This is a genomic window from Pseudomonas sp. H3_E04 (assembly GCF_054668915.1).
Genome location: NZ_CP162797.1, coordinates 1,155,050 through 1,177,402 on the forward strand (window position 1 = coordinate 1,155,050; position 22,353 = coordinate 1,177,402).

Consider the following 22,353-nt stretch of genomic DNA (forward strand, 5'->3'; position numbering starts at 1 on the left):
CGCCAAAGCGCCTTCAAGGGCGATAAAGATGTGCATGCCCGGCGCGATACAGCGAAGATTCGCTGAACACCTCACTGCCCAGCACCCGCCCGACCAGAATCAACGCCGTACGTCGAAAGCCTTTGGCCTCGACCTTGTCGGCAATGTCCGCCAACGTACCAACCACCCAATCCTGATCCGGCCATGTCGCGCGGTGAATAACGGCAATCGGGCAATCCGCGCCGTAGTGCGGCAGCAGTTCAGACAGAATCTTCTCCAGATGATTGACCCCCAAGTGGATCGCCATGGTCGCGCGGTGCTGCGCCAGACTGGCCAGTTCTTCGCCGGCCGGCATCGCGGTCTTGTCGGCGTAACGGGTCAAAATCACGCTTTGCGAGATGTCCGGCAAGGTCAACTCGGCGCCGAGCAGCGCTGCGCATGCCGCTGTAGCCGTCACGCCGGGAATGATCTCGAAAGGAATGCCCAGCTCACGCAAATAGCGAATCTGCTCACCAATCGCTCCGTACAGACTTGGATCTCCGGAGTGCACACGGGCCACATCCTGGCCTTTGGCATGGGCGCTCCTGATCAAATCGATGATCTGCTCAAGGTGCAGCTCAGCGCTGTTGACCACGATTTCGGCTTGGTGTCCTTCCAGAACCGCCGTCGGCACCAGCGAACCGGCGTAGATAATCACCGGGCAGTTGCGAATCAGGCGCTGGCCTTTGACAGTGATGAGTTCGGGGTCGCCGGGGCCGGCGCCGATGAAGTAGACGGTCATCGTTGAATCCTTGGTAAGAAGCGCAGCCGCACCTCAGATGAAGCGTGCTCATGATCGATGGCGGGGATTATCGGGATTTTAACCGGCGCCAGCCAAGGCCAGCGTGGCCTGCGCATATTTCTGCCGGGGTATCAGCAGTTTCACCGGTGCCTGAATCAGTTGCTCGGCCAGCGCCAGCGCGGCGCTTTCCGCCACGCCGTAGCAGCCGGTGCGCTCAAAGGCGATCTGCGATTGATGGCTGAGACGCTGTTGATAGGGCGCCAGCTCGGCACTGTTGAAATACTGCAGTGGCAGGTTCAGTTGTGTGGCCAGTTCCAGCAGACCCGGTTCGTCGCGTTTGAGATCGATACTGGCCAAAGCCCTGACTGCTCGCAGTTCAATGCGATGCGCCTGCAACGCCTGATCGAGTAACGCGCGCAACGTACTGGCCGGGCAGCCGCGCTGGCAGCCGAGGCCGACCACGAGGGTCGGCGCTGCGCGGTCATCGGTCATGCCTGATATTGGCCTGCGCTTTTGCGGCGGAACAACCACGCACTGATCAGGCCCAAGGCCAGCCAGAACGCGACGTTGGTCAGCTGCGAAGCGATTTTGAACTGGGTTTCCAGTGCCTCTGGCGCGAGCATGGAATGCACCTGCGGTTGTGGTGCGCCGATCACATGCGGCACGGCGAGAATCGCCACACCGAGAAGCTTCATCAGCCAGTGGCGGCTGAAGGCGATCAACGCCAGACCGACAGCGGTCGAAGCGGCAGTGCCGATCCACCAGATCTGCCGAGAAGCCAGATCAGCAGCCGCAGTGCCCGGCAATTCAGGTGGCAGCCCCAGCGTCGGTGCGAGAACGAACGTGGCATAACCGGCCAGACCCCAGAGCAGGCCTTGCGAGGTCTTGGTCGGCGCGCGCAGGGTGTACAGGCCGGCGAGCATCAAGGCGAAACCCACCGCCACCACCAGATTACCGCCAGTGGTCGAGACCACGCGCTGCCAGCCGTCTTCCGGCTCCCAGGCTTCGCCATCGTGGCTGTGGGCGGCAGTGCCAGCAGCATGTTCGTGGACTTGCGCGACCGGTTCGGATTTCTCGAAGGTTTCGGCCTGAAGAATCAGTGGCGAGACCCAAAAACTCTGCAGCAAAGTCAGGAGCAGGGCGGCCAGCAAGCCGGTGAATCCTGCGGTTTGCGCGATACGCTTGATCATGTCGGCAGGCCTCAGTGGCACGGGAACGCGGCACTGTGGCGCGTATCGTGGGCGGCGTTGTGCACCGCTTCGATGTGCGAGAAACCGGCGAACCAGACCAGGCTGGCACCGAGGATCGAGGCGAAGAGGGCGGCAGCTACGCGCTGGCCCAGGGTGGTGCTGCTGGAGATGTGGTCAGTGTGGCTGACGGTATTGCTGATGATCGACATAGCGCTTCCCTCTGAAATGTCAGCGGGTAAACAGAGCGCATGAAAAACCCCGCGAGCCGGGCACGCAGGGATTTCGAACAGCGCCCGCCCACCGCGGGTTTGTTTGTGGTCAGCGGCGCTGGTGCGCGCTGGATGTTGCGGGCCGGTCTCCGGGCTTGCGAGGGGCTGGCTTGTCGCCGACCTGCAAGCGTCACCTTCCCATGCCGGGGCACAGTGGATTTGACGCTTCGCTCGCTTACCGTTGCGGGGGCAGCACCGGACTGACATGGCTTTGAGTAAAGCACATGATTCACCGGTTTCCCGTTTCACCCTGTGAAGGGCACCCGTAACAAGGTGTGCAGGAGAACATGGGCGGCGATTGTCGTCAATCGACCGCTAGCGCATTACGAGCAGCACGTAGAGCGCCAAAGCGATCAGAAACGCGTAGTAGGACTTGAGTGGCGTCAGGCTCAGCAGCCAGGCCAGCACCACTGGCGCCATCCACGGCAGGTTCTCTGCGTGCTGGCTGGCCAAGGGATAGAGCGCTGCCGCCAGCAAACTCACCAGCATCGCCACCGAGGTGTATTTGCCCAGTCGGTCAATGAACGTGCGCGCACCGCCGGACAGCCGTTCGACGTCGACCGCCAGGGGCAGCAAACGACAGATTGCCGACACCAGCGCGCAAATCGACACGTACAGCCAGAACGTACTAGGGTCGGTCATAGGCATAACTCGTCAGTACCGTGACGGCGAGCACCAGCAGCAGGCTGATTTCGCCGAGCCATAACAAGCTTGCAACGCTGGCCAGGCCGGCAATCCATTGGCCGTGGAAGCTCTGACGGTCGCGGGCCATCTTGCCCAGCGAAGCGCTGAGAAAGATCGCGATCACCACGTTGGCGTGATCCATCAAGGCATTGTCGGCCAGGCTGGCGAAGCAGTAGCCGGCCACGGTGCCAAGCAGAGCGGCGCCATACAGCAAAAAACACACAGTGTTGGCGTACGGACGGCTGATCGATTGCTGCTCCTTGCGAATCGACATCAGCGTGAAGGCTGCATTGGCCATCACCGCCAGCGCCGGGATGAACGCTTTGACCGGGCCGTCGAGGCTGGATTTCAGGCTCAGAGTGAATACCAGAAAACGCAGGTTGATACTCAGCGCCGAGACCAGCACGCCAAAGGCATTGAGCAGGTGCGCGGGCGTCTCCAGCAGCGTCAGTTGCAACGGCGAGGCCATCACCGTGCCGCTGAACACCACCATGGCCGGCAGTTCCAGACCATGACGGCGCCCGAGCATGCCGATCAGTGTGAACGTCAGCAACAGCGAGAACACGAAGGGCAGCGCGTCGCGGATGCCCGTCGCTATCTCGCTCTGTGATCCAGCTTTCGCCAGACTGGATTCAGCCGGCATGGGTGTTCTGTCGCGCGTCGGCAAGCAAGGTCTCTACGCCTTGTTTGTAGGCCAGCGCCTTCTCCAGGTAATACTCGGTGGAAAAGCGCGGAATGAATTCCTCCACCACCGCCACGCCTCGATAGCCATTGACCGCGAAGCGATTGAGCACGTCGCTCAAGCGCAGATTGCCTTCGCCGATTGGCAGATGTTGGTGGTGCGTGTCGTTGAGGTCGGCAATGTGCAGATGGCGGGTCACCGGTGCCAAAGTGGCGATAGCTGCGAACAAATCTTCGCCGTAGGGCATCAGCGAGCAGAGGTGCGTTACGTCGATGGTCACGAAGCAACCGGTCTCGCGATGGAAACGCAAGTGTTCCTCGACTGTGAAAACCGGGAACTTCGGACGCTGGCCACCCATGTTTTCCAAACACAAAGCGATGCCCGTCGTGTTGCAACGCGCCTTGACCTGATTAATGGACGCGATGAGGTTGTCGAGCAATTCAGCGTTTTCCAGATGATCCTTGTAACCGGGATGAAAAGTCACGCTGGTCGCACCGGCCGCGCGCGAGAACTCCACGGCTGCGCTCAGGCAGTCGACGGCCTGGGCACGCTCGGCCTGATCCGCAGAGCACAGGTTGTACTGTCGCCCCCACCACCCGGCATGCACTGTCAGCGTGATGCCTTTGTGCTGGATGAAGTGGTGAATCTGCCGGGCAAGTTCAGCGCGCTGCCCGGTGTCGAGAGACCAGAACACCTGTTCGGCGTCCTCGCCGATTTCAAACTCCACTGCCTTGAAGTGCCGGGCCAGATCAGTGATCGAACCAAGGATGTCTGCGGGATTGTCGTACACATTGGTTGAAAACGAGATCAGCGGAAAGTCAGGGCTGATCGGTCCATCGATGTGGTACAGCGTTTCGTCTCTGCTCATTGCACCTGTCCTTGGGGATTGAAAGGTGGGTTGGAAATCGCCGCGTTGAAAAGCACCGGGTCATCCGCTTCACAGCAGGCGAGCAATACGTAGCCGTGGCGATCGGCGGAGCGGTGGATGGGGTGGCCGAACTTCTCGTGATTGAGGCTTGCCCGCAAGGCGAATGGTTGTCGCAGCAGGCTTGCCTTGAGTGGCTGCGGATCGGTTGCAGGGTCCGCTTCGATGTAGCGGATGGCCATTTTCACAAACTGTTTTGCGGGCGTCGGCAGCGCAATGCCGGTCATGCCGGCGATCGTGCTGGCGGCGAGATGCACGCCGGTGGTTTTCCAGACCATTTCCCAGATCTGGTCACCGCCGAAGCGGGTCTGGGTTTCGATGAAATGCAGGCGTGAACCGTCGAGCTTGATCTCGGTATGCGCCGGCCCCCAACGATTGCCCATGCGCTCAAGCAGCCACAGCACTGCCTCTTCGATCCGGGCGCGACTGGCGCTGTCGAGCGTGGCGGGAAAATCATGTCCGGTCTCAACGTAGCCCGGCGCGCCGCTGGTGTGTTTGCGGGTGATACCGAGAATCTGATGGTGTCCGTCCAGGCTCAGGGACTCGACACTGTATTCGTCACCCCGGGCGAACGCTTCGATCAGATTGTTGCCTGCAAGCGGCAGACGCTCGGCATCTTCCGGCGTGTCGATGGCGTAGACGCCCAGGCTGCCTGAGCCATCGACGGGTTTGACAATGGCCGGGCCGTGGCGAAGGACGAAGGCGCGAACTTGTTCAACGCTGCTGACCGCGTCTGCCGGCAGTTCGTAGCGGCTGCCCTGGAGCAACTGGCGGAAGCGCAATTTGTCGCGGCTGACTTCGACGCTGCGCACGTTGTTGTGGCTGATGCCCAGCTTTTGCCCCAGTTGCGAGGCGGGCAACAGACCCAGTTCCGAGAACGATACAACGGCGTCGAAGGGGCGTTGCCGGTGCAGCCGCGCAATGGTTTCGCTGTAGGCCGACAGATCGGCGATGTCCGTCGTCAGCACCAGGGTGGCATGTTGACGCTGGTAGTCCGTGACCGCCGTCGGCTGTTGCACAAGGGTAAAGCGCAGCTGGCGCGCAGTGTCCCAATCCAGTCCTGAATCGCGCCCGCCGATTACCAGAACATGCCTGGTATTGGTTGCAGTAGCGTTTTCGCCGTAGACATCGATGTCGGCGACCGCCAGCAGTGATTGACGCAAGCTTGCCGTGTCGGGCTGTTTGAATTCGACGTAGAGATAGTTTTGAAAGCCGTGGCTGACCGGGCCGATGGCATCTCCCGGATTCACGTAGGCATACCAGCGCTGAAAACCCGGCACATCGGTCAGACGTTCGGCGTCGTACACCCCATCAAAGAGACGGTCAGAGCGGGCGAAGGGTGTGGCGATGCCGAACGGTGTAGGCGTGTCACTGGCCGACGGCAGCGTTTGTGCGCTGAGCGCCCGGTGGTAGCAGACGTCCAGCGCCACGCCCCAGGCTTGCCGGATGACGTGAATCCGGCTGCCTCCCGGGCGTGCACCGACTTCAAGGATTCTGGGGCCGTTGGCGGTGAGAATGAATTCGACATGGGCAAAGGTGCCCTTGAGCTCAAGCGCTTTGACGGCATCGTGGGCCAGACGCTGGCAGCGCTCGTGCAGATCCGCATCGGCTGCAAGCGTCGAGGGTGTGTAACGGGCAAAGTGGTGGAAGTCTGCGCGACCGATATCGACGCCAGCGATGACGTCGACGATTGCAAAACTGTGGATCGTGCCGTCAGGTTCGATCGCGCAGTCAATGGAGTGGTTGGAGCCGTGAAGGAATTCTTCCAGCAGCAGTTGATCGCTCTCGCGGTCCTTGCCGGCGACATAACGCTGCAGCAGTGGCCATTCGTGGCTGGCATAGTCGAGCAGATCCCGTTGGTCATGAATGCAGCGCACAAACAGACTGCTGTAAAGGCTGGCCGGTTTGAGAATGAACGGGTAGGGCAGCTCGGCGGGGCGCGCCAGCAGATCGTCGATGCGTACCTCGCGCGACATCACGTGCAGATCAGGGTTGTCCGATTGCTGAAAGCGTTGACGCTGCAGGAGCTTGTCCAGCGTGTTTTCGACGTTGCGGTGCAAATGAGCCAGTGCCGGAATCGCCGTGCACAGCCGGGCCGTGGTTGCGACGTAGCTTTCACGGAAGTTCAGCACGCTGGTGAAGCGGTGCTCGTGCAGCAACTGTTGCGTCAGTTCAACCAGTTCGGCGGTCAGTCCTTTGGAAAAGTCGTACAGCGCGACCGGCGAAATCCGCTTCGCGTCGGCAATCTTGCTGGTTACGCGGCTGTCGGCAATCAGCAGTGGTTTGATGCCCTCGGCCAGCAGGCCCTCGTACTCGCCATCACGGACGTTGCCCAGAATCAGGCAGGCTGGCGCGCTCATTGGCGACTCTCCCGGTCGAAGCTGTAATGAACCTGATTCAAACGCTGGCAAATATGTGCCAGGCGGATGCGGTCGATGCCATTCGCACCACGGATCAGGACGTTACGGATGATTTGCGCCAATGCCTCGAGATCCTCTGTGGTGATGCCCAGACGAGTGATTTCCTGAAGCCCGAAGCGCAGGAAGTCGCGACCGTTCACTTGCTTGTTGTTGACTCGGATGCCCAGCTCATTGAGCTGCTGCGCCGCTTGCCTGGCCTGTTCACCTTCGAGCAGCAGCAAGTGGGTGTCGGTGGGGTGCAGTCTCCAGCCTGGCATGTCGGCCAGCGCGTCGTGCAGTTGCTGGCTATTGGCACACATGCGCCGGGCGTAGGCCTGGCCGAAACACTCGGTTTCGATGAGGGTGACGAACAGTTGCAGCAAACCGGGCAGATTCGGCGATGACACCAGCCCGCCGCTGAGCGTTTGCTCGATCGACCGCGCCAGATCGGCGCGGCGCGTGACGATCAGCGCCCGGTGCGGACCGGCCATGGATTTGTGGGTATTGCCTTGCAGGATGTCGGCACCTTCGTCGAGCGGATTCGGGAATGCCTGACCTGCGATCAGTCCCAAGGTGTGTGAGGCGTCATAAAGAATCAGGGTGTGCTCGAGGCCGCAGCGGTCGAGTAACGCGCGCAACGGCTTGATAGCGATGGCGCGGATGGTCAGGCCATGATCGAGCAGCACTGCCGAAGGAGGCGCAGCGAGTGACCGAACGACCTGCTCGAAATACGCCAGATCGATTTGCCCGTCTGTTGTCAGCCGGCAATAAACGCAGTGCCTGCCGATTCGTCGTACCAGTGGCCCAGTGGCGAAATGCCCGCCACTCTCGGGGGCCAGCGACACAATGGTGGCCCCTGATTCAGTCAGGGCAGCCAATACGCTCAAGGTGCAATGGACGCCGGATAGCACGCGGTATTCGACAAATGGCGCGTTGAACATTGCCTGCGCGGCTTGCGTTGCCAACGCCTTCAATGTTTCGACTTCAGGAAAATGTTCGACCTGCATACCGTTGAATTCGGCGGCGTAGCGCTGCCCGTCAATGGTCTTGGCATTGAACAGATAGCGCTCGTAGTGGCGGTTTTGCCCGAGCGTGCGCGCAGTATCTGACAAGATGTTTTCATTGGCCGTCAATGACAAAGTGCAAGTTCGCCTGGACCAGGCTTGCTGGAACTGCTTCAGAATAAAATCATGTGTGTCAGGCATGGCAATGGGAAGTGCATGATTTGAATGATTCATTAGTAGTCCGCCAGGTCGAAGTCGATAATCAACATGTCGCGGCTGCCGCGATCGGAATGAATGCCTGATGTTTGCAAGGAAGAAACTTCGTGCGTAAGTATTCGGTCATTCAGGACGATAGTTTCCAGATAGTCCGTAAGCGTTGCGCTGAACACACAGCCGCGTTCGTCATGAAATACCCGGCTTTCGCCGCCGATGACATGCTGGCGATCAATCAGGTGTTGAAAAACAAAGTCATGCCCATCCCGATGCCGGCCCTCCGGCGTGGCGTGCCCGTCAGTGCCTGGATCGCAGAGAATGCGGAACTGGTGGCAGGTCACCAGCCAGTCGCGCCGCCCGACCGTCAACTCCATGAGCGCCAGATCGGCGGCCAGCAACGAGCGCAACACTGCGGACTCGATGAACGTCGCTTCGCTGCGCTGGTAGGTGCGCTGGACGCCGCCCAGTAGCGGGTTGTGCGCTTCGGTCTGAAAGAAGTGGCAATCGGGCAGCGGCGCCCACTTGCCTTCGCGGTGGCGATATTCGAATTTGCAGATGCGCCTCTCGCGGCTACCGTGCTGCACGCTCAAATACGTATCCGGGCACAAACGCTCCCAGGTTGCATTGAAATTGCGGAACTCTGTTTGGCCAAGCGATGCAAGTTCGGCCGATGGATAATCGTAACTGTGCGCGTAGTGGCAATTAACCAGTAATTCGGAAAGTTGTTTTAATACGGCTGCGTCTGATTGCCGTAATGCGTTGCCAGCACTCATGGTGCTGGCTCGCTGACAGAGTGGGTATGAAAAAACAGGATTGAACGCTGACGAAAATCAGGCATGCCGAAAATCCTTTTATGTGTGATTCATAATCCGTATGAATATTTATAGTTCATATCTTGTTTCGATTTATCAATTTGGTTTTTGTAAAGAAATGTAATTCGTTGGATTAATGGCTCTGGTTCAGGCTTTAGCGTGATTGAGTTATTAGTGTGCGTATTCATGTATGTAGGAAATAACTTACAAATAACTGACAGGGGTTCGTCGTATATATATGAAAGTTCATCTCCATATAACGAGATCGTTGCAGATGTTGACCCGCCCCCCGGGCATGCGTAGCCTTGCGCTTTCGAGGTTCTTCGGCACTTGCCGAAGCTAAGAAGGGAACGCGGTCGAAGCCGCGGCTGCCCCCGCAACTGTGAACGGTGATGTTCGTTGCCACGCCACTGCCAGCTCAACCGATGAGCAGCGGGAAGGCGCAGCGAATGCCAGGCCCCGCGCCTGAACGCCGTCAGCCAGGAGACCTGCCTCGTCACAGATTCTCACTACAACCGGGCGGGGTGATCCGGTGGCGAATGCTTCCGGCGTGCACGCGCGCTGCCGGTTCTCGTCCCGTATGCCCGCCGCTTGCCAAAGGGCATACCGATGAAAACACTGGCCAAACTCCCCGTCACCATCGTCACCGGTTTCCTCGGTTCGGGCAAAACCACGCTGCTGCGGCACATGCTCGACAACGCTCAGGGCCGGCGTATCGCGGTGATCGTCAACGAGTTCGGCGAGCTCGGCATCGACGGTGAAATCCTCAAGCAATGCACCATCGGCTGCACCGAAGAAGAGGCCAGTGGCCGCGTTTATGAGCTGGCCAACGGCTGCCTGTGCTGCACGGTGCAGGAAGAATTCTTCCCGGTAATGCGCGAACTGGTCGCCCGTCGCGGTGATCTTGATCACATCCTTATCGAAACCTCCGGTCTGGCCCTGCCCAAGCCGTTGGTGCAAGCCTTCCAGTGGCCAGAAATCCGTAGCGCCTGCACCGTCGACGCTGTCATCACCGTGGTCGACAGCCCGGCTGTTGCTGCTGGTACGTTCGCCGCGTTTCCGGATCAGGTCGATGCCCAGCGCAAACTCGATCCGAACCTCGACCACGAGTCGCCGCTGCACGAATTGTTCGCCGATCAACTGGCCAGTGCTGACCTGGTCATCCTCAACAAAGCCGACCAGACCAGCCCGGAAGATCTCGCTCGGGTACGCGCTGAAGTCGCCGAAGAGCTGCCGCCAGCGGTGAAAATCATCGAGGCCAGCAACGGCCGCCTGCCGCTGGACGTGCTGATCGGTCTCGGTGCCGGCTCCGAGGAGCACATCGACAGCCGCCACAGTCACCACGATCACCATCACGACGGTGATGACGACGATCACGATCATGACGCCTTCGACTCGATCTCCATCGAACTGCCGCAAGCCGATGAAAGCCTGCTGCTCGATGCTCTGACGCAACTGGTGGTGCAGCACGGCATCCTGCGCGTCAAAGGTTTCGCCGCTATCCCGAGCAAACCAATGCGCCTGCTGATCCAGGGCGTCGGTACACGTTTCGACAGGCATTTCGACCGCCAGTGGGGTGCCGAGGAAGCGCGCGTCACGCGCCTGGTGCTGATCGGTCAGGAGCTTGATGCGGCACAACTCGAAGCGCAATTGCGCGCTGCGCTCAGCGTTTAAGCCATGCACCTGCTCAGGACCCAGCCTGGCGGATTCGTCTCGGACGACAACATTGCCGACCTCGGACAAACCCCCGCCGAGCTGGTGATCCTGTGCAGCGGCGATTCCAGCCTGGCGCTGCTCGCCGAGGCTGCGCAGCAACTGCCCGATGATTATCCGAGCCTGCGTCTGGCCAACCCGATGCAGGTGCAGAATCATGCCTCGGTCGACCTGTATGTCGACGAAGTGCTGCGCCACGCCAAGGTCATTCTGATCTCGCTGCATGGCGGCATTGCCTATTGGCGCTACGGCGTCGAGCGGCTGGTCGAGTTGTCGGAGCGCGGCGTACAGCTGATCCTGGTGCCCGGCGATGACCGCCCGGACCCCGAGCTCAGCGACTTGAGCACAGTCAGCGCCGAAGTGCGCGATCGACTCTGGCAATTTCTGCGTCAAGGCGGCATGGGCAACGCGCTGGATTTCTTCCGTTGCCTGGGCAACCAATGGTTCGCCCGCGATTACCCGTGGAGCGAACCGCACACCCTGCCGCGCACGGCGATTTATCACCCACAGAAAACCAGCGCAGCCCTGAGCGATTGGCAAACCGAATGGCGACCCGCTCAACCGGTGGCGGCGCTGTTGTTTTATCGCTCGCATTTGCAAGCGGCGAACACCGCTTTCATCGATGTGTTCTGTCAGCGTTTGCAGGCGGCCGGACTCAATCCGCTGCCGATCGCGGTGGCGAGTCTGAAAGAAGCCGGTTGCCTGTCGGCGGTCGAGGATTGGCTCGACGAGGTCGAAGCGGGGGTGATCCTCAACACTACCGGTTTCGCTCAGTCCAGCCCCGAAGCGCCGCATTTGCGCCCGTTCCGCCGCAACATTCCGGTGATTCAAGCCATCTGCGCCCAAGACAATGAGCCCGGCTGGCGCGACAGCGAACAGGGCCTGGGGCCGCGCGATCTGGCGATGCACATTGCCTTGCCGGAACTTGACGGGCGCATCATCAGCCGACCGATCAGCTTCAAGGATCTGGCCTGGCGCAGCGAGCGCAGTCAGTCCGATGTGGTCTGCTATCGCGCCCAGCCCGAACGCATGGATTTCGTCGCCGAACTGGCGCGGCGCTGGATCGCTCTGGCGCGTGTGCCCAATGGCGAAAAACGCATCGCGCTGATCCTCGCCAACTACCCGACTCGCGACGGCCGTATCGGCAACGGTGTTGGTCTCGATACGCCGGCGGCGGCGCTGAACATCCTGCGTGCTCTGCGCGACGAGGGTTATCCGATCACCGCTGAGTTGCCCGATAGCGGCACCGAGCTGATCCAGCAACTGCTCGGCGGCGTCAGCAACGACCTCGACAGCCTCGATCTGCGCCCCTGTCAGCAGAGCCTGGCGATGGACGATTATCTGGCAATGTTCAACGCGCTGCCGGAGACCAATCGCGCGGCGGTGGTCGAACGGTGGGGATCGCCACACAACGATCCGATGTGCCGCGACGGCCGTCTGATGATCGCCGGTCTGCGTTTCGGTCTGACCTTTGTCGGCATTCAGCCGGCCCGGGGTTATCAGGTCGATCCGAGCGCGGTGTATCACGACCCGGATCTGGTCCCGCCGCACGGCTATCTGGCGTTCTATTTCTGGTTGCGCAACACCTACGGCGCCCACGGCGTGATCCACGTCGGCAAGCACGGCAATCTCGAATGGCTGCCGGGCAAAGGCGTTGGCCTTTCGGAGAATTGCTGGCCGGACGCGCTGCTCGGGCCGCTGCCGAATATCTATCCGTTCATCGTCAACGACCCGGGCGAGGGCGCCCAGGCCAAACGGCGCACGCAAGCGGTGATCATCGACCACCTGATGCCGCCACTGACCCGCGCCGAAACCTATGGGCCACTGCGCAATCTGGAGTTGCTCGCCGACGAGTATTACGAGGCGCAACTGCTCGATCCACGCCGCGCCCGTGAGTTGCAGCGCGACATTCTGCAACTGGTGCGTGACACGCAGATCGACCGCGAATTGCAACTGGATGCCGCGCTGGACAGCGACGCCGATGCGGCGATCTGGTTGCCGCGTCTGGACACTTATCTCTGCGATCTGAAGGAATCGCAGATTCGCGATGGGTTGCACATCTTCGGCGAATCGCCGGGCGGGCGCTTGCGCATCGACACGTTGCTGGCGTTGCTGCGCATCCCGCGCGGTGACGGCAAGGGCGCGCAGTCGAGCTTGTTGCGAGCGTTGGCCAAGGCGTTTGAGTTGGGCTTCGACCCCCTGGATTGTGCGTTGGCAGATCCTTGGAATGGCCCGCGGCCGACCGAGTTGCAGGCCGTCAGCGAAGAAGTCTGGCGCACCGCCGGCGACACCCGCGAGCGCCTCGAATTGTTTGCCGCAGACCTGATCTCCCAATCACTGAATGTACCCTGTGGGAGCGAGCCTGCTCGCGAAAGCGGTGTGTCAGGCAATTCAATGTTGAATGACACACCGCTATCGCGAGCAGGCTCACTCCTACAGGGATTGGGGTGGGCTGAGGTTGATTCGATACTCGATCATCTGCGCGAAGTCGTCGCTCCACGTCTCGACGCCTGCGGGCCGGCCGAAATGCGCGGTCTGCTCGACGCCTTGAACGGTCGTTTCGTCCCCGCCGGCCCCAGCGGCGCGCCCAGCCGTGGCCGCCTTGACGTGCTGCCCACCGGGCGCAACTTCTACTCGGTCGATGTACGCAACCTGCCGACAACTACCGCGTGGCGCATCGGATTCCAGTCGGCAACGCTGATTCTCGAACGACACTTGCAGGATCATGGCGATCACTTGCGCCAGTTGGGCTTGTCGGTGTGGGGCACCGCAACCATGCGCACCGGTGGCGATGACATCGCCCAGGCCATGGCGCTGATGGGCGTGCGTCCGGTCTGGGCCACGGGCAGTCAGCGCGTGGATGATTTCGAAATTCTGCCGCTGAGTCTGCTCGATCGCCCGCGTGTTGACGTGACACTGCGGGTTTCGGGGTTTTTTCGTGATGCCTTTGCCAATCTGATCCGCCTGTTCGACGCCGCCGTGCAAGCGGTGGCCGCGCTGGACGAGCCGGACGACTTGAACCCGCTGGCCGCCAAAGTGCGCGCTGAACGTGAAGCGCTGCTGCAATCGGGCGCCGATGAGGACACCGCGCGGCGTCAGGCCGGGTGGCGCATCTTCGGCGCCAAACCGGGGGCGTACGGCGCCGGGGTGCAAAGCGCTATCGACGGGCGCCTGTGGCAAACCCGCGAAGACCTCGCGGATGTCTACCTGAACTGGGGCGCCTACGCCTATGGCGGCGCTGACGAAGGTACGGCCGCCCGCGAGCAATTCAGTCAGCGCCTGAGCCAGGTGCAGGCAGTGCTGCAAAACCAGGACAATCGCGAGCATGACCTGCTCGATTCCAATGATTATTACCAGTTCCAGGGCGGCATGCTGGCGGCGGTGGAGAGCCTGCGAGGCGAGGCGGCGGCCAGCTATCACGGCGATCACAGCCAGCCGGATCTGCCGAAGATTCGTACCCTGAAAGAAGAGCTGAACCGCGTGGTGCGCTCGCGCGCGGCCAACCCGAAGTGGATCGACGGGGTCAAGCGTCACGGCTACAAAGGCGCGTTCGAACTGGCCGCGACGGTAGATAATCTGTTCGCTTTCGATGCGACTACACAGTTGATCGATGATCATCAGTACGCGTTGCTGGCAGATGCCTATTTGCTGGATCCAGCGACCCGGGATTTTGTCCGTGAGCATAATCCCCATGCGTTGCGTGACATGACCGAACGCATGCTCGAAGCGCAGCAGCGCGGGATGTGGCAGGAGCCGGGGGCTTATAAAGAGGCGCTGGAGAATCTGCTGTTGGATATCGAGGAAGATATGTAGCCGCTAAAAAGCTACCCTCACCCCAGTCCTCTCCCTCTGCGAGAGGGCTAGGGTGAGGGCAACAACTGACACACCACAACGTGATGACCATCCACGACCACGAAAGAGAAACCCATGATCGACACCCCGCATTTCCCGCTCTCCGCCGTGGTCGGCGCTGATGACTTGAAGCTCGCCCTGTGCCTGACTGCCATCGACCCGAAAATCGGTGGCGTGCTGATCGAAGGGCCGCGCGGGATGGCCAAGTCGACGTTGGCCCGGGGCCTGGCGGATCTGCTCGCCAGTGGCCAGTTCGTGACTTTGCCGTTGGGCGCTACTGAAGAGCGCTTGGTCGGCACCCTCGATCTCGACGCTGCCCTGAGCAACGGTCGCGCGCAATTCTCCCCCGGAGTATTGGCCAAGGCTGATGGCGGCGTGCTCTATGTCGATGAAGTCAATCTGCTGTCCGATCACTTGGTGGACCTGCTGCTCGATGTCGCCGCCAGCGGCACCAACCTGATCGAGCGTGACGGCATTTCCCACCGGCATTCGGCGAGGTTTGTCCTGATCGGCACCATGAACCCGGAAGAGGGCGAATTGCGGCCGCAGCTGCTTGACCGTTTCGGTTTGAATGTCGCCCTCAGCGGGCATACCGCGCCTGCCGAGCGCGGACAGATCATTCGCCGGCGGCTGGATTTCGACAGTGATCCACAAGGGTTCTGCGCGCAATGGGAAAGCCAGCAGCAGATGTTGCGTTCGCGTTGTGAAAACGCCCGCGAGCGCTTGGCAGCCATCCCGCTGGATGATGCGGCTTTGGCGCTGATTACCGAGCGTTGCTTCGCCGCTGGCGTCGATGGCTTGCGCGCCGATCTGGTGTGGTTGCGCGCAGCTCGCGCCCATGCGGCGTGGCGTGGGGCGGATGCGATTGCGCAAGAGGATATCGACGCAGTGGCCGAATTTGCCTTGCGCCATCGCCGTCGCGAGCAACCCTCGACCCAGGCAGAATCGTCTGCGTCAGCGCCGTCAGGTACAGAGAGCAAACCCAGCGAAGGGCAGGGCCAATGGGGCGAGTTGCCGGCGACGGCGCAAGCCACCGGTGCCCGCCGCGAAGTTCCGGGCTGGCCGCCGCTGGCAAAAAAGCCCTAGGCATTCGCCCCCGATCCGAGGCGGGGGCGAATGCCAGTTCCCGGGCCGGACAACTCGACAATGGCCGCCAGGGCCAACGGCAGAGCGCCAGCAGCGGTTCGGTAAACTGGCCGGGCACGCTGCTCAATGGTCGCCCTCGCAGCCGCGCTGATCTATTGTTTCAACAGCGCACCCGTTCACCCCATGAGATCTGGCTGGTGATCGTCGACGCGTCGGCATCGACCCGCCGCCATCAGGCCTTGAGCGATGCCAAGGGTCTGCTCGCGCAACTGTTCGACGACGCTTACCGCCAGCGGGCGCGGCTGGCTCTGCTGACGGCCAGTGGTACTGCACCGAAGTGGCAGGTGCAAGGATTAAAGGCCTCAAGCGGCCTGAGTGTCTGGCTCGATGGTCTCGGTGCCGGTGGCGGTACGCCGTTGCTCGCGGCGCTGGCGCAGGCGCAGCAGTGGCTGACAGTGCGGCGCAAGCGCTTTCCCGCCGAATTGCAGCGTTGCCTGATCGTGACCGATGGTCGCCTGAAAGACGTGTCGGGGTTGCCCGTGCTGGCGTGCCCCGGATTGCTCATCGACATCGAGCGCGGGCCGATTCGACTGGGCCGAGCGAAAGATCTGGCGACCGCGCTGCAGGCGCAGTATCAGCATATCGATGAGCCGGGTTTACGTTGAAATCCGCCGCGCCGCTCAAACCCTGGGGGAGCGAGCCTGCTCGCGAAGGCTTCTTCAGCAGCGCTGAAAATCTCCGGTTGAGTTCATTCATACAAATTTTGAAATGATTTGCCGCTGGGGAACAGCCCCGTCGACCTTGTACGCTCCAAGGCCATTTTTCATTCAGGATTTACATGGACACCCTCTCGGAGCCTCCCAGTCAACATTCTCCAGCACGCCTTCGCGCGGTCTTGATTCATTCGCAGCATCCCGTCTTCCGACTCCCGACTATGGTTGATAACGCGGCTCTTGAGCCTTCGCGTTGCACTTCGCCGTGTCCGGCAGCCTGAATTCACTGAAGAGAGATCGAGACGTTTTATGGAATGGTTAGCGGATCCCACGGCCTGGTTAGGCCTGTTGACTCTGATCGTGCTGGAATTGGTGCTGGGTATCGACAACCTGGTGTTCATCGCAATTCTTGCCGACAAGCTGCCGCCGCATCAGCGTGATCGCGCGCGCATCATCGGCCTGTCGCTCGCCTTGCTCATGCGCCTGGGCCTGTTGGCGAGCATCTCCTGGCTGGTCACGCTCACGCAGCCGTTGTTCGAGGTGTTCGACAAGAGTTTCTCCGGGCGTGATCTGATCATGTTGTTTGGTGGTGTGTTCCTGTTGTTCAAGGCGACGATGGAGCTGCATGAACGCCTCGAAGGCCATGTCGGTGAGCGCTCGACCAATGCCGCCTACGCGCTGTTCTGGCCGATCGTGGCGCAAATCGTGGTGCTCGATGCGGTGTTCTCTCTCGACGCGGTGATCACCGCCGTGGGTATGGTCGATGAGCTGGCGGTGATGATGATCGCCGTGATCATTTCCATCGGCCTGATGATCGTCGCCAGCAAACCTCTGACCCGTTTCGTCAACGCGCACCCGACCGTGATCATGCTGTGTCTGGGCTTCCTGATGATGATCGGCTTTGCCCTGACTGCAGAAGGCCTGGGCTTCCACATCCCGAAAGGTTATCTGTACGCGGCCATCGGTTTCTCCATCCTCATCGAGGTGTTCAACCAGATCGCCCGGGCACGGCGCAAACGTTCGATGCAGGGCTTGCGACCCATGCGCGAGCGCACCGCGCATGCGGTGATGCGCTTGCTCGGCGGGCGCAAGCTGGCGGTGGAGGAGGTCGGCGAGGAGATATCCGATTTGCTCGACAACGGTGAAGCGCCGATTGCCGAGCTGTTCGATCGTCGTGAGCGGGTGATGATCAGCGGCGTGCTGCAACTGGCGGAGCGGCCGATTCGTAACCTGATGACGGTGCGCGCCGATGTCGATCTGATCGACCTCGGCGACGAAGTCGAAACCATTCGCACGAAGTTGATGCATTCGTCTTACTCGCGCTTGCCGTTGATTCGCAATGGTGCGGTGGATGAGCCGCTGGGCTTCGTACACAAGAAGGAACTGCTCAAGGAATATCTGGCCGGCAACGAGCCGAGTCTTGAGCATCTGGCACGCAAGACGATCAATCTGCTCGACAGTTATTCGATCCTCAATGCGCTGGAGCAAATGCGCGCGGCATCGACGCACATCGCTTTTGTGGTCAATGAGTTCGGCGATTTCGTCGGGGTACTGACCATGACCGACATCCTCGAATCGATCGCCGGCGAGTTACCCGACGCCAGCGAAATCGAAGGCCCGGACGTGGTCGAAGAGCGCGGCGGCTTTCTGGTCAGCGGCGCGCTGCCCCTGGCTCGCGTTCGCCAGCGTACTGGCTTCGATGCTGAGCCGACCGAGGATTATCAGACCATGGCCGGGTTGGTCATGAGCCTGCTGGATCGCTTGCCGATGACCGGCGATCGGCTCGAATACGAAGGCTGGCAACTGACCGTCAAAGCGGTGGAAGAGCGGCGGGTGACGCGGGTGTTGCTGGAGCGCGCTGCCGCGTAATCCGTGCGTTTTCTACAAGCTGTGCCGGCCTTTTCGCGAGCAGCCTCGTTCCCATATTGCAACGCGGTTCAATGTGCGAGCGAGCCTGCTCGCGAAGGTGATTTGGCAGGCACTTCACAGCTCTGGGGAGCGTCGTTCAGAACATCCGGCGCAGGCGTCCACGTGGAACGGTACGCAAAGTACGGAGTGTCTGACGCAGCCAAGGCAGGTCATGCGTTCGTTTGCGCGCGGCAACGGGCGCTTTGGTCTTGCCGATATGCATCGCGAAATCCCGTGCAAGGGTTTCTTCAGTGCCAATACCTTTGAGTTTTTTGAGCAGCCTGCCATTTTTGTAGAACAGCGCTGTAGGCGTGCCGGTCACGTTCGGATGGCGAGGCGATTGGCTGGTGTCGAGCATGTAAATGTTGGCGCGCAGTCAATAAGGCTCGGCAATCCGCCGAAAGATAGGCCCGGTCCATTCGCAGGCGGGGCGGTGATTATTGGCGAAATACAGAATGACCGGGCGCCAGGTTTTCAGGGCTTTGCGGTAAACCGGGGCCAGTGTGGGGGTTGTGTTTGAGGCGTTCATCGAAGGGTCCTTTTCAACGAGCGAGTAGGCTCCTTGACGTTAGAGGAGTTGGGGCGTCGCGGTCTACTGTCAGAAATTACAGGTGGCCTCCGTAGCCACGAGATTAAAAAGGCTGGCAAATCCGCACGTTCCGGCGGCTCGTCTGAAAGGATTGAGTAACGCCCATGAAATCAAGCTTCGAAGCGCTGGATATCGGTTGGTCTATCGGGTCAGGGACGAGGTACTGGCCGTTACGGTGATAGCGACCGGGAAACGGCAGGGTGGTGATGTGTACAGGCAGGCACTCAAACGCTGACACAGGTATTGCTCAACTGTAACCCTGCTTCGCACCATGACGACGCCATCTGACCCAAGTTGGGAACGAATCACCCCTTCATCAGTGATCGCAGGAAACTTCCTGCGTGCTGGGTCGGACCAATCAGTGAGTCCGCAAACCCATATCTCCTTGATTACCAAAGCATTCACCGCGACTACAGATTTCTCCTGATTCCTGTGGCACACTTTCTGCTGTCTATTCCGTAGTAACAAGCCGTGTTCCGGTATAGCGGAATAAACACAATTCTGGAGTGCTTGCCATGCATCGCCGTCCTTCGTTGTTCAAAGCGTGTGTTTTTATTCTTGCGGCTTCTTCCTCGGTCATGGGCGTTGCCCAGGCTGCCGACAGCAAGCTCGACAGTGTTCTGGCCCGTGGCAAGTTGATCGTGGGCACCGGCAGCACCAATGCGCCGTGGCACTTTCAGGGCGCGGACGGCAAGTTGCAGGGTTTTGATATCGACATCGCCAGGATGGTGGCCAAGGGGCTGTTCAACGATCCGAGCAAAGTCGAGTTCGTGGTGCAGTCGTCCGATGCACGGATTCCCAATCTGCTCACCGACAAGGTCGACATGAGCTGCCAGTTCATCACCGTCACAGCCAGCCGCGCGCAGCAGGTGGCATTCACCTTGCCGTACTACCGCGAAGGCGTCGGCCTGCTGTTGCCGAACAACAGCAAATACAAGGAAATCGAAGACCTGCAAGCGGCGGGCGATGACGTCACCGTTGCGGTGCTGCAGAACGTCTACGCCGAAGAATTGGTACATCAGGCATTGCCCAAAGCCAAGGTCGACCAGTACGACAGCGTTGACCTGATGTATCAGGCGGTGAACTCCGGCCGCGCCGATGCCGCCGCCACCGATCAATCGTCGGTCAAATACCTGATGGTGCAGAACCCTGGCCGTTACCGCAGCCCGAGCTATGCCTGGAGCCCGCAGACCTACGCTTGCGCAGTCAAACGTGGCGATCAGGACTGGCTGAACTTCGTCAACACCGCGCTGCATGAAGCCATGACCGGAGTTGAGTTCCCGACCTACGCCGCCTCGTTCAAACAATGGTTCGGTGTTGATCTGCCATCTCCAGCCATCGGTTTCCCAGTCGAATTCAAATGATCCCGTGAGAGTGGGGCGATTGCCGTCGCCCCGCTCAAGGTGCTGCTGACCATGAACTATCAGTTGAACTTTGCCGCCGTGTGGCGCGATTTCGACACCTTGCTGGCGGGGCTCGGTCTGGGCTTGCAGCTGGCGCTGGTGTCGATCGCCATCGGCTGCGTGATCGGCCTGCTGATGGCGTTTGCCTTGCTTTCCAGGCATCGCGCCTTGCGGGTGCTGGCCTCGGTGTACGTTACGGTGGTGCGCAACACGCCGATCCTGGTGTTGATTCTGTTGATCTACTTTGCCTTGCCAAGTCTGGGGATTCGTCTGGACAAGATTCCGTCGTTCATCATCACGCTGTCGCTGTATGCCGGCGCGTACCTGACCGAGGTCTTTCGGGGTGGTTTGCTGAGCATACCCAAAGGCCAGCGCGAAGCGGGGCTGGCGATCGGCCTCGGCGAATGGCAGGTCAAGGCGTACGTCACGGTGCCGGTGATGCTGCGCAACGTGTTGCCGGCGCTGTCGAACAATTTCATTTCGCTGTTCAAGGACACCTCGCTGGCGGCTGCGATTGCAGTGCCGGAGCTGACCTATTACGCGCGCAAGATCAACGTCGAAAGCTACCGGGTGATCGAAACCTGGCTGGTGACCACGGCGTTGTATGTCGCGGCCTGTTACCTCATTGCCATGCTGCTGCGTTACCTCGAGCAGCGTCTGGCGATCCGCCGATAGGAGGCTGCGATGTACCAATCGCCCAGTTGGTTGCATGAATTGTGGCTCGCCCGCGAGCCGTTGTGGCAGGGTTTTCTGACCAGTGTGCAGGTCTCGGCGCTGGCCATTGTGCTCGGCACCATGCTCGGCGTGGTTGCCGGTCTGGTCCTGACCTATGGCAAATTCTGGATGCGCGCACCGTTCCGCGTTTACGTCGATCTGATTCGCGGCACGCCAGTATTCGTGCTGGTGCTGGCCTGCTTCTATATGGCGCCGGCGTTGGGCTGGCAGATCAGCGCGTTTCAGGCCGGCGCGCTGGGCCTGACGCTGTTCTGCGGTTCGCACGTCGCCGAGATCGTCCGGGGCGCGCTGCAAGCCTTGCCGCGCGGGCAAATGGAGGCGGGTAACGCCATCGGTCTGACTTTCTACCAATCCCTCGGCTACGTCCTGTTGCCTCAGGCACTGCGGCAGATCCTGCCGACCTGGGTCAATTCGTCCACCGAAATCGTCAAGGCTTCGACTTTGCTCTCGGTGATCGGCGTCGCCGAATTGCTGCTCAGCACGCAACAGATCATCGCCCGGAACTTCATGACCCTGGAGTTCTACCTGTTCGCCGGTTTTCTGTTCTTCGTCATCAACTACGGCATCGAATTACTCGGCCGGCACATTGAAAAGCGGGTGGCCCTGCCATGACTCAAGCTCAAGTTGCTTCACAGGATCAGGCATTGCTGGACATTCGCGGCCTGCATAAACAGTACGGCGCGGTGGAAGTGCTCAAGGGTGTCGACCTGAGCATGCAGCGCGGCAACGTCGTCACGCTGATCGGCTCCAGTGGCTCGGGTAAAACCACGCTGCTGCGTTGCGTGAATATGCTCGAAGAATTCCAGGGCGGGCAGATCCTGCTCGACGGCGAGTCCATCGGCTACGAGGAGCTCAACGGCAAACGCGTGCGCCATGCGGAAAAGGTCATTGCCCGGCATCGTGCGATGACCGGCATGGCGTTCCAGCAATTCAATCTCTTTCCGCACCTGACCGCGTTGCAGAACGTCACCTTGGGCCTGCTCAAGGTGAAGAAAATGCACAAGGACGAAGCCGTGGTACTCGCCGAAAAATGGTTGGAGCGCGTCGGCCTGCTGGAGCGACGCAATCACTTTCCCGGTCAATTGTCCGGTGGTCAGCAACAGCGCGTAGCCATCGCCCGGGCCATTGCGATGAACCCGAGCCTGATGCTCTTCGACGAGGTCACCTCGGCCCTCGATCCGGAGCTGGTCGGCGAGGTACTCAACGTGATCAAGGGCCTGGCCGAGGACGGCATGACCATGTTGCTGGTGACCCACGAAATGCGGTTTGCCTTCGAGGTGTCGGACAAGATCGTTTTCATGAATCAAGGGCGCATCGAAGAGCAGGGGCCTCCCAAGGAACTGTTCGAACGCCCGCAATCGCCGCGTCTGGCGGAATTTCTCAAGAGCACGCGGTTTTGAATCTGCACTTTTGCAA

At 60.5% G+C, this 22,353-nt stretch carries 19 protein-coding genes, 1 pseudogene and 2 riboswitches; of the genes and pseudogenes, 9 read left to right on the top strand and 11 right to left on the bottom strand.

Going from position 1 to position 22,353, the window contains the following annotated elements; translation table 11 throughout:
- Window positions 1-13: 13 nt before the first annotated feature.
- The 10 genes from cobM to AB4N53_RS05340 all read right to left on the bottom strand — a co-directional run bounded on the left by cobM (window position 14) and on the right by AB4N53_RS05340 (window position 8,899).
- Window positions 14-760, bottom strand: a complete 747-nt coding sequence (gene cobM, locus AB4N53_RS05295) for a precorrin-4 C(11)-methyltransferase (RefSeq protein ID WP_460118782.1) — start codon at window positions 758-760, stop codon at window positions 14-16.
- A 78-nt stretch (window positions 761-838) separates the two neighbouring features.
- Window positions 839-1,252 carry a cobalamin biosynthesis protein gene (locus tag AB4N53_RS05300; protein ID WP_460118784.1) on the bottom strand — a complete coding sequence of 138 codons (414 nt, stop codon included), beginning with the start codon at window positions 1,250-1,252 and terminating at the stop codon, window positions 839-841.
- Window positions 1,249-1,950, bottom strand: coding sequence for a CbtA family protein (locus AB4N53_RS05305; protein WP_095179739.1), 702 nt, complete (start codon window positions 1,948-1,950; stop codon window positions 1,249-1,251). Before AB4N53_RS05305 ends, AB4N53_RS05300 begins: the two co-directional genes overlap by 4 nt.
- Window positions 1,951-1,961: 11 nt before the next feature.
- Window positions 1,962-2,159 (bottom strand): CbtB domain-containing protein, encoded by a 198-nt coding sequence (locus AB4N53_RS05310; RefSeq protein WP_016774486.1) that lies wholly within the window; start codon window positions 2,157-2,159, stop codon window positions 1,962-1,964.
- 123 nt (window positions 2,160-2,282) lie between these two features.
- Window positions 2,283-2,501: riboswitch (cobalamin riboswitch) on the bottom strand.
- A 33-nt stretch (window positions 2,502-2,534) separates the two neighbouring features.
- A complete protein-coding gene (locus tag AB4N53_RS05315) occupies window positions 2,535-2,861 on the bottom strand; it encodes a hypothetical protein (RefSeq protein ID WP_460118786.1) in 327 nt (108 codons plus the stop codon).
- Window positions 2,848-3,546 carry an AzlC family ABC transporter permease gene (locus AB4N53_RS05320; protein WP_460118788.1) on the bottom strand — a complete coding sequence of 233 codons (699 nt, stop codon included), beginning with the start codon at window positions 3,544-3,546 and terminating at the stop codon, window positions 2,848-2,850. Before AB4N53_RS05320 ends, AB4N53_RS05315 begins: the two co-directional genes overlap by 14 nt.
- Window positions 3,536-4,453, bottom strand: coding sequence for a sugar phosphate isomerase/epimerase family protein (locus tag AB4N53_RS05325; RefSeq protein ID WP_460118790.1), 918 nt, complete (start codon window positions 4,451-4,453; stop codon window positions 3,536-3,538). The genes AB4N53_RS05320 and AB4N53_RS05325 overlap by 11 nt, the downstream gene beginning before the upstream one ends.
- Window positions 4,450-6,870, bottom strand: a complete 2,421-nt coding sequence (locus tag AB4N53_RS05330; RefSeq protein ID WP_460118792.1) for an ATP-grasp domain-containing protein — start codon at window positions 6,868-6,870, stop codon at window positions 4,450-4,452. Before AB4N53_RS05330 ends, AB4N53_RS05325 begins: the two co-directional genes overlap by 4 nt.
- Complete coding sequence (locus tag AB4N53_RS05335; protein ID WP_460118794.1) at window positions 6,867-8,147, bottom strand: PLP-dependent aminotransferase family protein; 1,281 nt, start codon at window positions 8,145-8,147, stop codon at window positions 6,867-6,869. Before AB4N53_RS05335 ends, AB4N53_RS05330 begins: the two co-directional genes overlap by 4 nt.
- Window positions 8,147-8,899, bottom strand: coding sequence for a 2OG-Fe dioxygenase family protein (locus AB4N53_RS05340; protein WP_460118796.1), 753 nt, complete (start codon window positions 8,897-8,899; stop codon window positions 8,147-8,149). The genes AB4N53_RS05335 and AB4N53_RS05340 overlap by 1 nt, the downstream gene beginning before the upstream one ends.
- Window positions 8,900-9,237: 338 nt before the next feature.
- Window positions 9,238-9,448, top strand: a riboswitch (cobalamin riboswitch).
- A gap of 99 nt (window positions 9,449-9,547) precedes the next feature.
- Here AB4N53_RS05340 and cobW point away from each other — a divergent pair.
- The 5 genes from cobW to AB4N53_RS05365 all read left to right on the top strand — a co-directional run bounded on the left by cobW (window position 9,548) and on the right by AB4N53_RS05365 (window position 18,171).
- Window positions 9,548-10,612 carry a cobalamin biosynthesis protein CobW gene (gene cobW, locus AB4N53_RS05345; RefSeq protein WP_460118798.1) on the top strand — a complete coding sequence of 355 codons (1,065 nt, stop codon included), beginning with the start codon at window positions 9,548-9,550 and terminating at the stop codon, window positions 10,610-10,612.
- 3 nt (window positions 10,613-10,615) lie between these two features.
- Entirely contained in the window at window positions 10,616-14,464 is a 3,849-nt protein-coding gene (gene cobN / locus AB4N53_RS05350; RefSeq protein ID WP_460118800.1) for a cobaltochelatase subunit CobN, read from the top strand.
- Between the two features lie 114 nt (window positions 14,465-14,578).
- Entirely contained in the window at window positions 14,579-15,589 is a 1,011-nt protein-coding gene (locus AB4N53_RS05355) for an ATP-binding protein (RefSeq protein WP_460118802.1), read from the top strand.
- Window positions 15,505-16,254, top strand: a complete 750-nt coding sequence (locus AB4N53_RS05360) for a vWA domain-containing protein (protein ID WP_460118804.1) — start codon at window positions 15,505-15,507, stop codon at window positions 16,252-16,254. Before AB4N53_RS05355 ends, AB4N53_RS05360 begins: the two co-directional genes overlap by 85 nt.
- Window positions 16,255-16,611: 357 nt before the next feature.
- Window positions 16,612-18,171, top strand: coding sequence for a TerC family protein (locus tag AB4N53_RS05365; protein WP_460118806.1), 1,560 nt, complete (start codon window positions 16,612-16,614; stop codon window positions 18,169-18,171).
- A gap of 136 nt (window positions 18,172-18,307) precedes the next feature.
- Here AB4N53_RS05365 and AB4N53_RS05370 read toward each other — a convergent pair.
- Window positions 18,308-18,739: pseudogene (locus tag AB4N53_RS05370) on the bottom strand (thioredoxin family protein).
- Between the two features lie 575 nt (window positions 18,740-19,314).
- Here AB4N53_RS05370 and AB4N53_RS05375 point away from each other — a divergent pair.
- From AB4N53_RS05375 to AB4N53_RS05390, 4 genes are read left to right on the top strand one after another with little or no spacing between them, the layout of a single operon-like run.
- Entirely contained in the window at window positions 19,315-20,163 is an 849-nt protein-coding gene (locus AB4N53_RS05375; protein ID WP_460118808.1) for a transporter substrate-binding domain-containing protein, read from the top strand.
- A 51-nt stretch (window positions 20,164-20,214) separates the two neighbouring features.
- Window positions 20,215-20,877, top strand: a complete 663-nt coding sequence (locus AB4N53_RS05380) for an amino acid ABC transporter permease (protein WP_126362776.1) — start codon at window positions 20,215-20,217, stop codon at window positions 20,875-20,877.
- Window positions 20,878-20,886: 9 nt separating this feature from the next.
- Window positions 20,887-21,549, top strand: a complete 663-nt coding sequence (locus AB4N53_RS05385) for an amino acid ABC transporter permease (RefSeq protein WP_460118811.1) — start codon at window positions 20,887-20,889, stop codon at window positions 21,547-21,549.
- A complete protein-coding gene (locus AB4N53_RS05390; RefSeq protein WP_460118813.1) occupies window positions 21,546-22,337 on the top strand; it encodes an amino acid ABC transporter ATP-binding protein in 792 nt (263 codons plus the stop codon). Before AB4N53_RS05385 ends, AB4N53_RS05390 begins: the two co-directional genes overlap by 4 nt.
- Window positions 22,338-22,353 lie beyond the last annotated feature (16 nt).

Excerpts from the sequence above, each read along its gene's own strand:
- cobM (WP_460118782.1), bottom strand. The coding sequence starts at position 760 with ATGACCGTCTACTTCATCGGCGCCGGCCCCGGCGACCCCGAACTCATC.
- AB4N53_RS05300 (WP_460118784.1), bottom strand. The coding sequence starts at position 1,252 with ATGACCGATGACCGCGCAGCGCCGACCCTCGTGGTCGGCCTCGGCTGC.
- AB4N53_RS05305 (WP_095179739.1), bottom strand. The coding sequence starts at position 1,950 with ATGATCAAGCGTATCGCGCAAACCGCAGGATTCACCGGCTTGCTGGCC.
- AB4N53_RS05310 (WP_016774486.1), bottom strand. The coding sequence starts at position 2,159 with ATGTCGATCATCAGCAATACCGTCAGCCACACTGACCACATCTCCAGC.
- AB4N53_RS05315 (WP_460118786.1), bottom strand. The coding sequence starts at position 2,861 with ATGACCGACCCTAGTACGTTCTGGCTGTACGTGTCGATTTGCGCGCTG.
- AB4N53_RS05320 (WP_460118788.1), bottom strand. The coding sequence starts at position 3,546 with ATGCCGGCTGAATCCAGTCTGGCGAAAGCTGGATCACAGAGCGAGATA.
- AB4N53_RS05325 (WP_460118790.1), bottom strand. The coding sequence starts at position 4,453 with ATGAGCAGAGACGAAACGCTGTACCACATCGATGGACCGATCAGCCCT.
- AB4N53_RS05330 (WP_460118792.1), bottom strand. The coding sequence starts at position 6,870 with ATGAGCGCGCCAGCCTGCCTGATTCTGGGCAACGTCCGTGATGGCGAG.
- AB4N53_RS05335 (WP_460118794.1), bottom strand. The coding sequence starts at position 8,147 with ATGAATCATTCAAATCATGCACTTCCCATTGCCATGCCTGACACACAT.
- AB4N53_RS05340 (WP_460118796.1), bottom strand. The coding sequence starts at position 8,899 with ATGAGTGCTGGCAACGCATTACGGCAATCAGACGCAGCCGTATTAAAA.
- cobW (WP_460118798.1), top strand. The coding sequence starts at position 9,548 with ATGAAAACACTGGCCAAACTCCCCGTCACCATCGTCACCGGTTTCCTC.
- cobN (WP_460118800.1), top strand. The coding sequence starts at position 10,616 with ATGCACCTGCTCAGGACCCAGCCTGGCGGATTCGTCTCGGACGACAAC.
- AB4N53_RS05355 (WP_460118802.1), top strand. The coding sequence starts at position 14,579 with ATGATCGACACCCCGCATTTCCCGCTCTCCGCCGTGGTCGGCGCTGAT.
- AB4N53_RS05360 (WP_460118804.1), top strand. The coding sequence starts at position 15,505 with ATGGGGCGAGTTGCCGGCGACGGCGCAAGCCACCGGTGCCCGCCGCGA.
- AB4N53_RS05365 (WP_460118806.1), top strand. The coding sequence starts at position 16,612 with ATGGAATGGTTAGCGGATCCCACGGCCTGGTTAGGCCTGTTGACTCTG.
- AB4N53_RS05375 (WP_460118808.1), top strand. The coding sequence starts at position 19,315 with ATGCATCGCCGTCCTTCGTTGTTCAAAGCGTGTGTTTTTATTCTTGCG.
- AB4N53_RS05380 (WP_126362776.1), top strand. The coding sequence starts at position 20,215 with ATGAACTATCAGTTGAACTTTGCCGCCGTGTGGCGCGATTTCGACACC.
- AB4N53_RS05385 (WP_460118811.1), top strand. The coding sequence starts at position 20,887 with ATGTACCAATCGCCCAGTTGGTTGCATGAATTGTGGCTCGCCCGCGAG.
- AB4N53_RS05390 (WP_460118813.1), top strand. The coding sequence starts at position 21,546 with ATGACTCAAGCTCAAGTTGCTTCACAGGATCAGGCATTGCTGGACATT.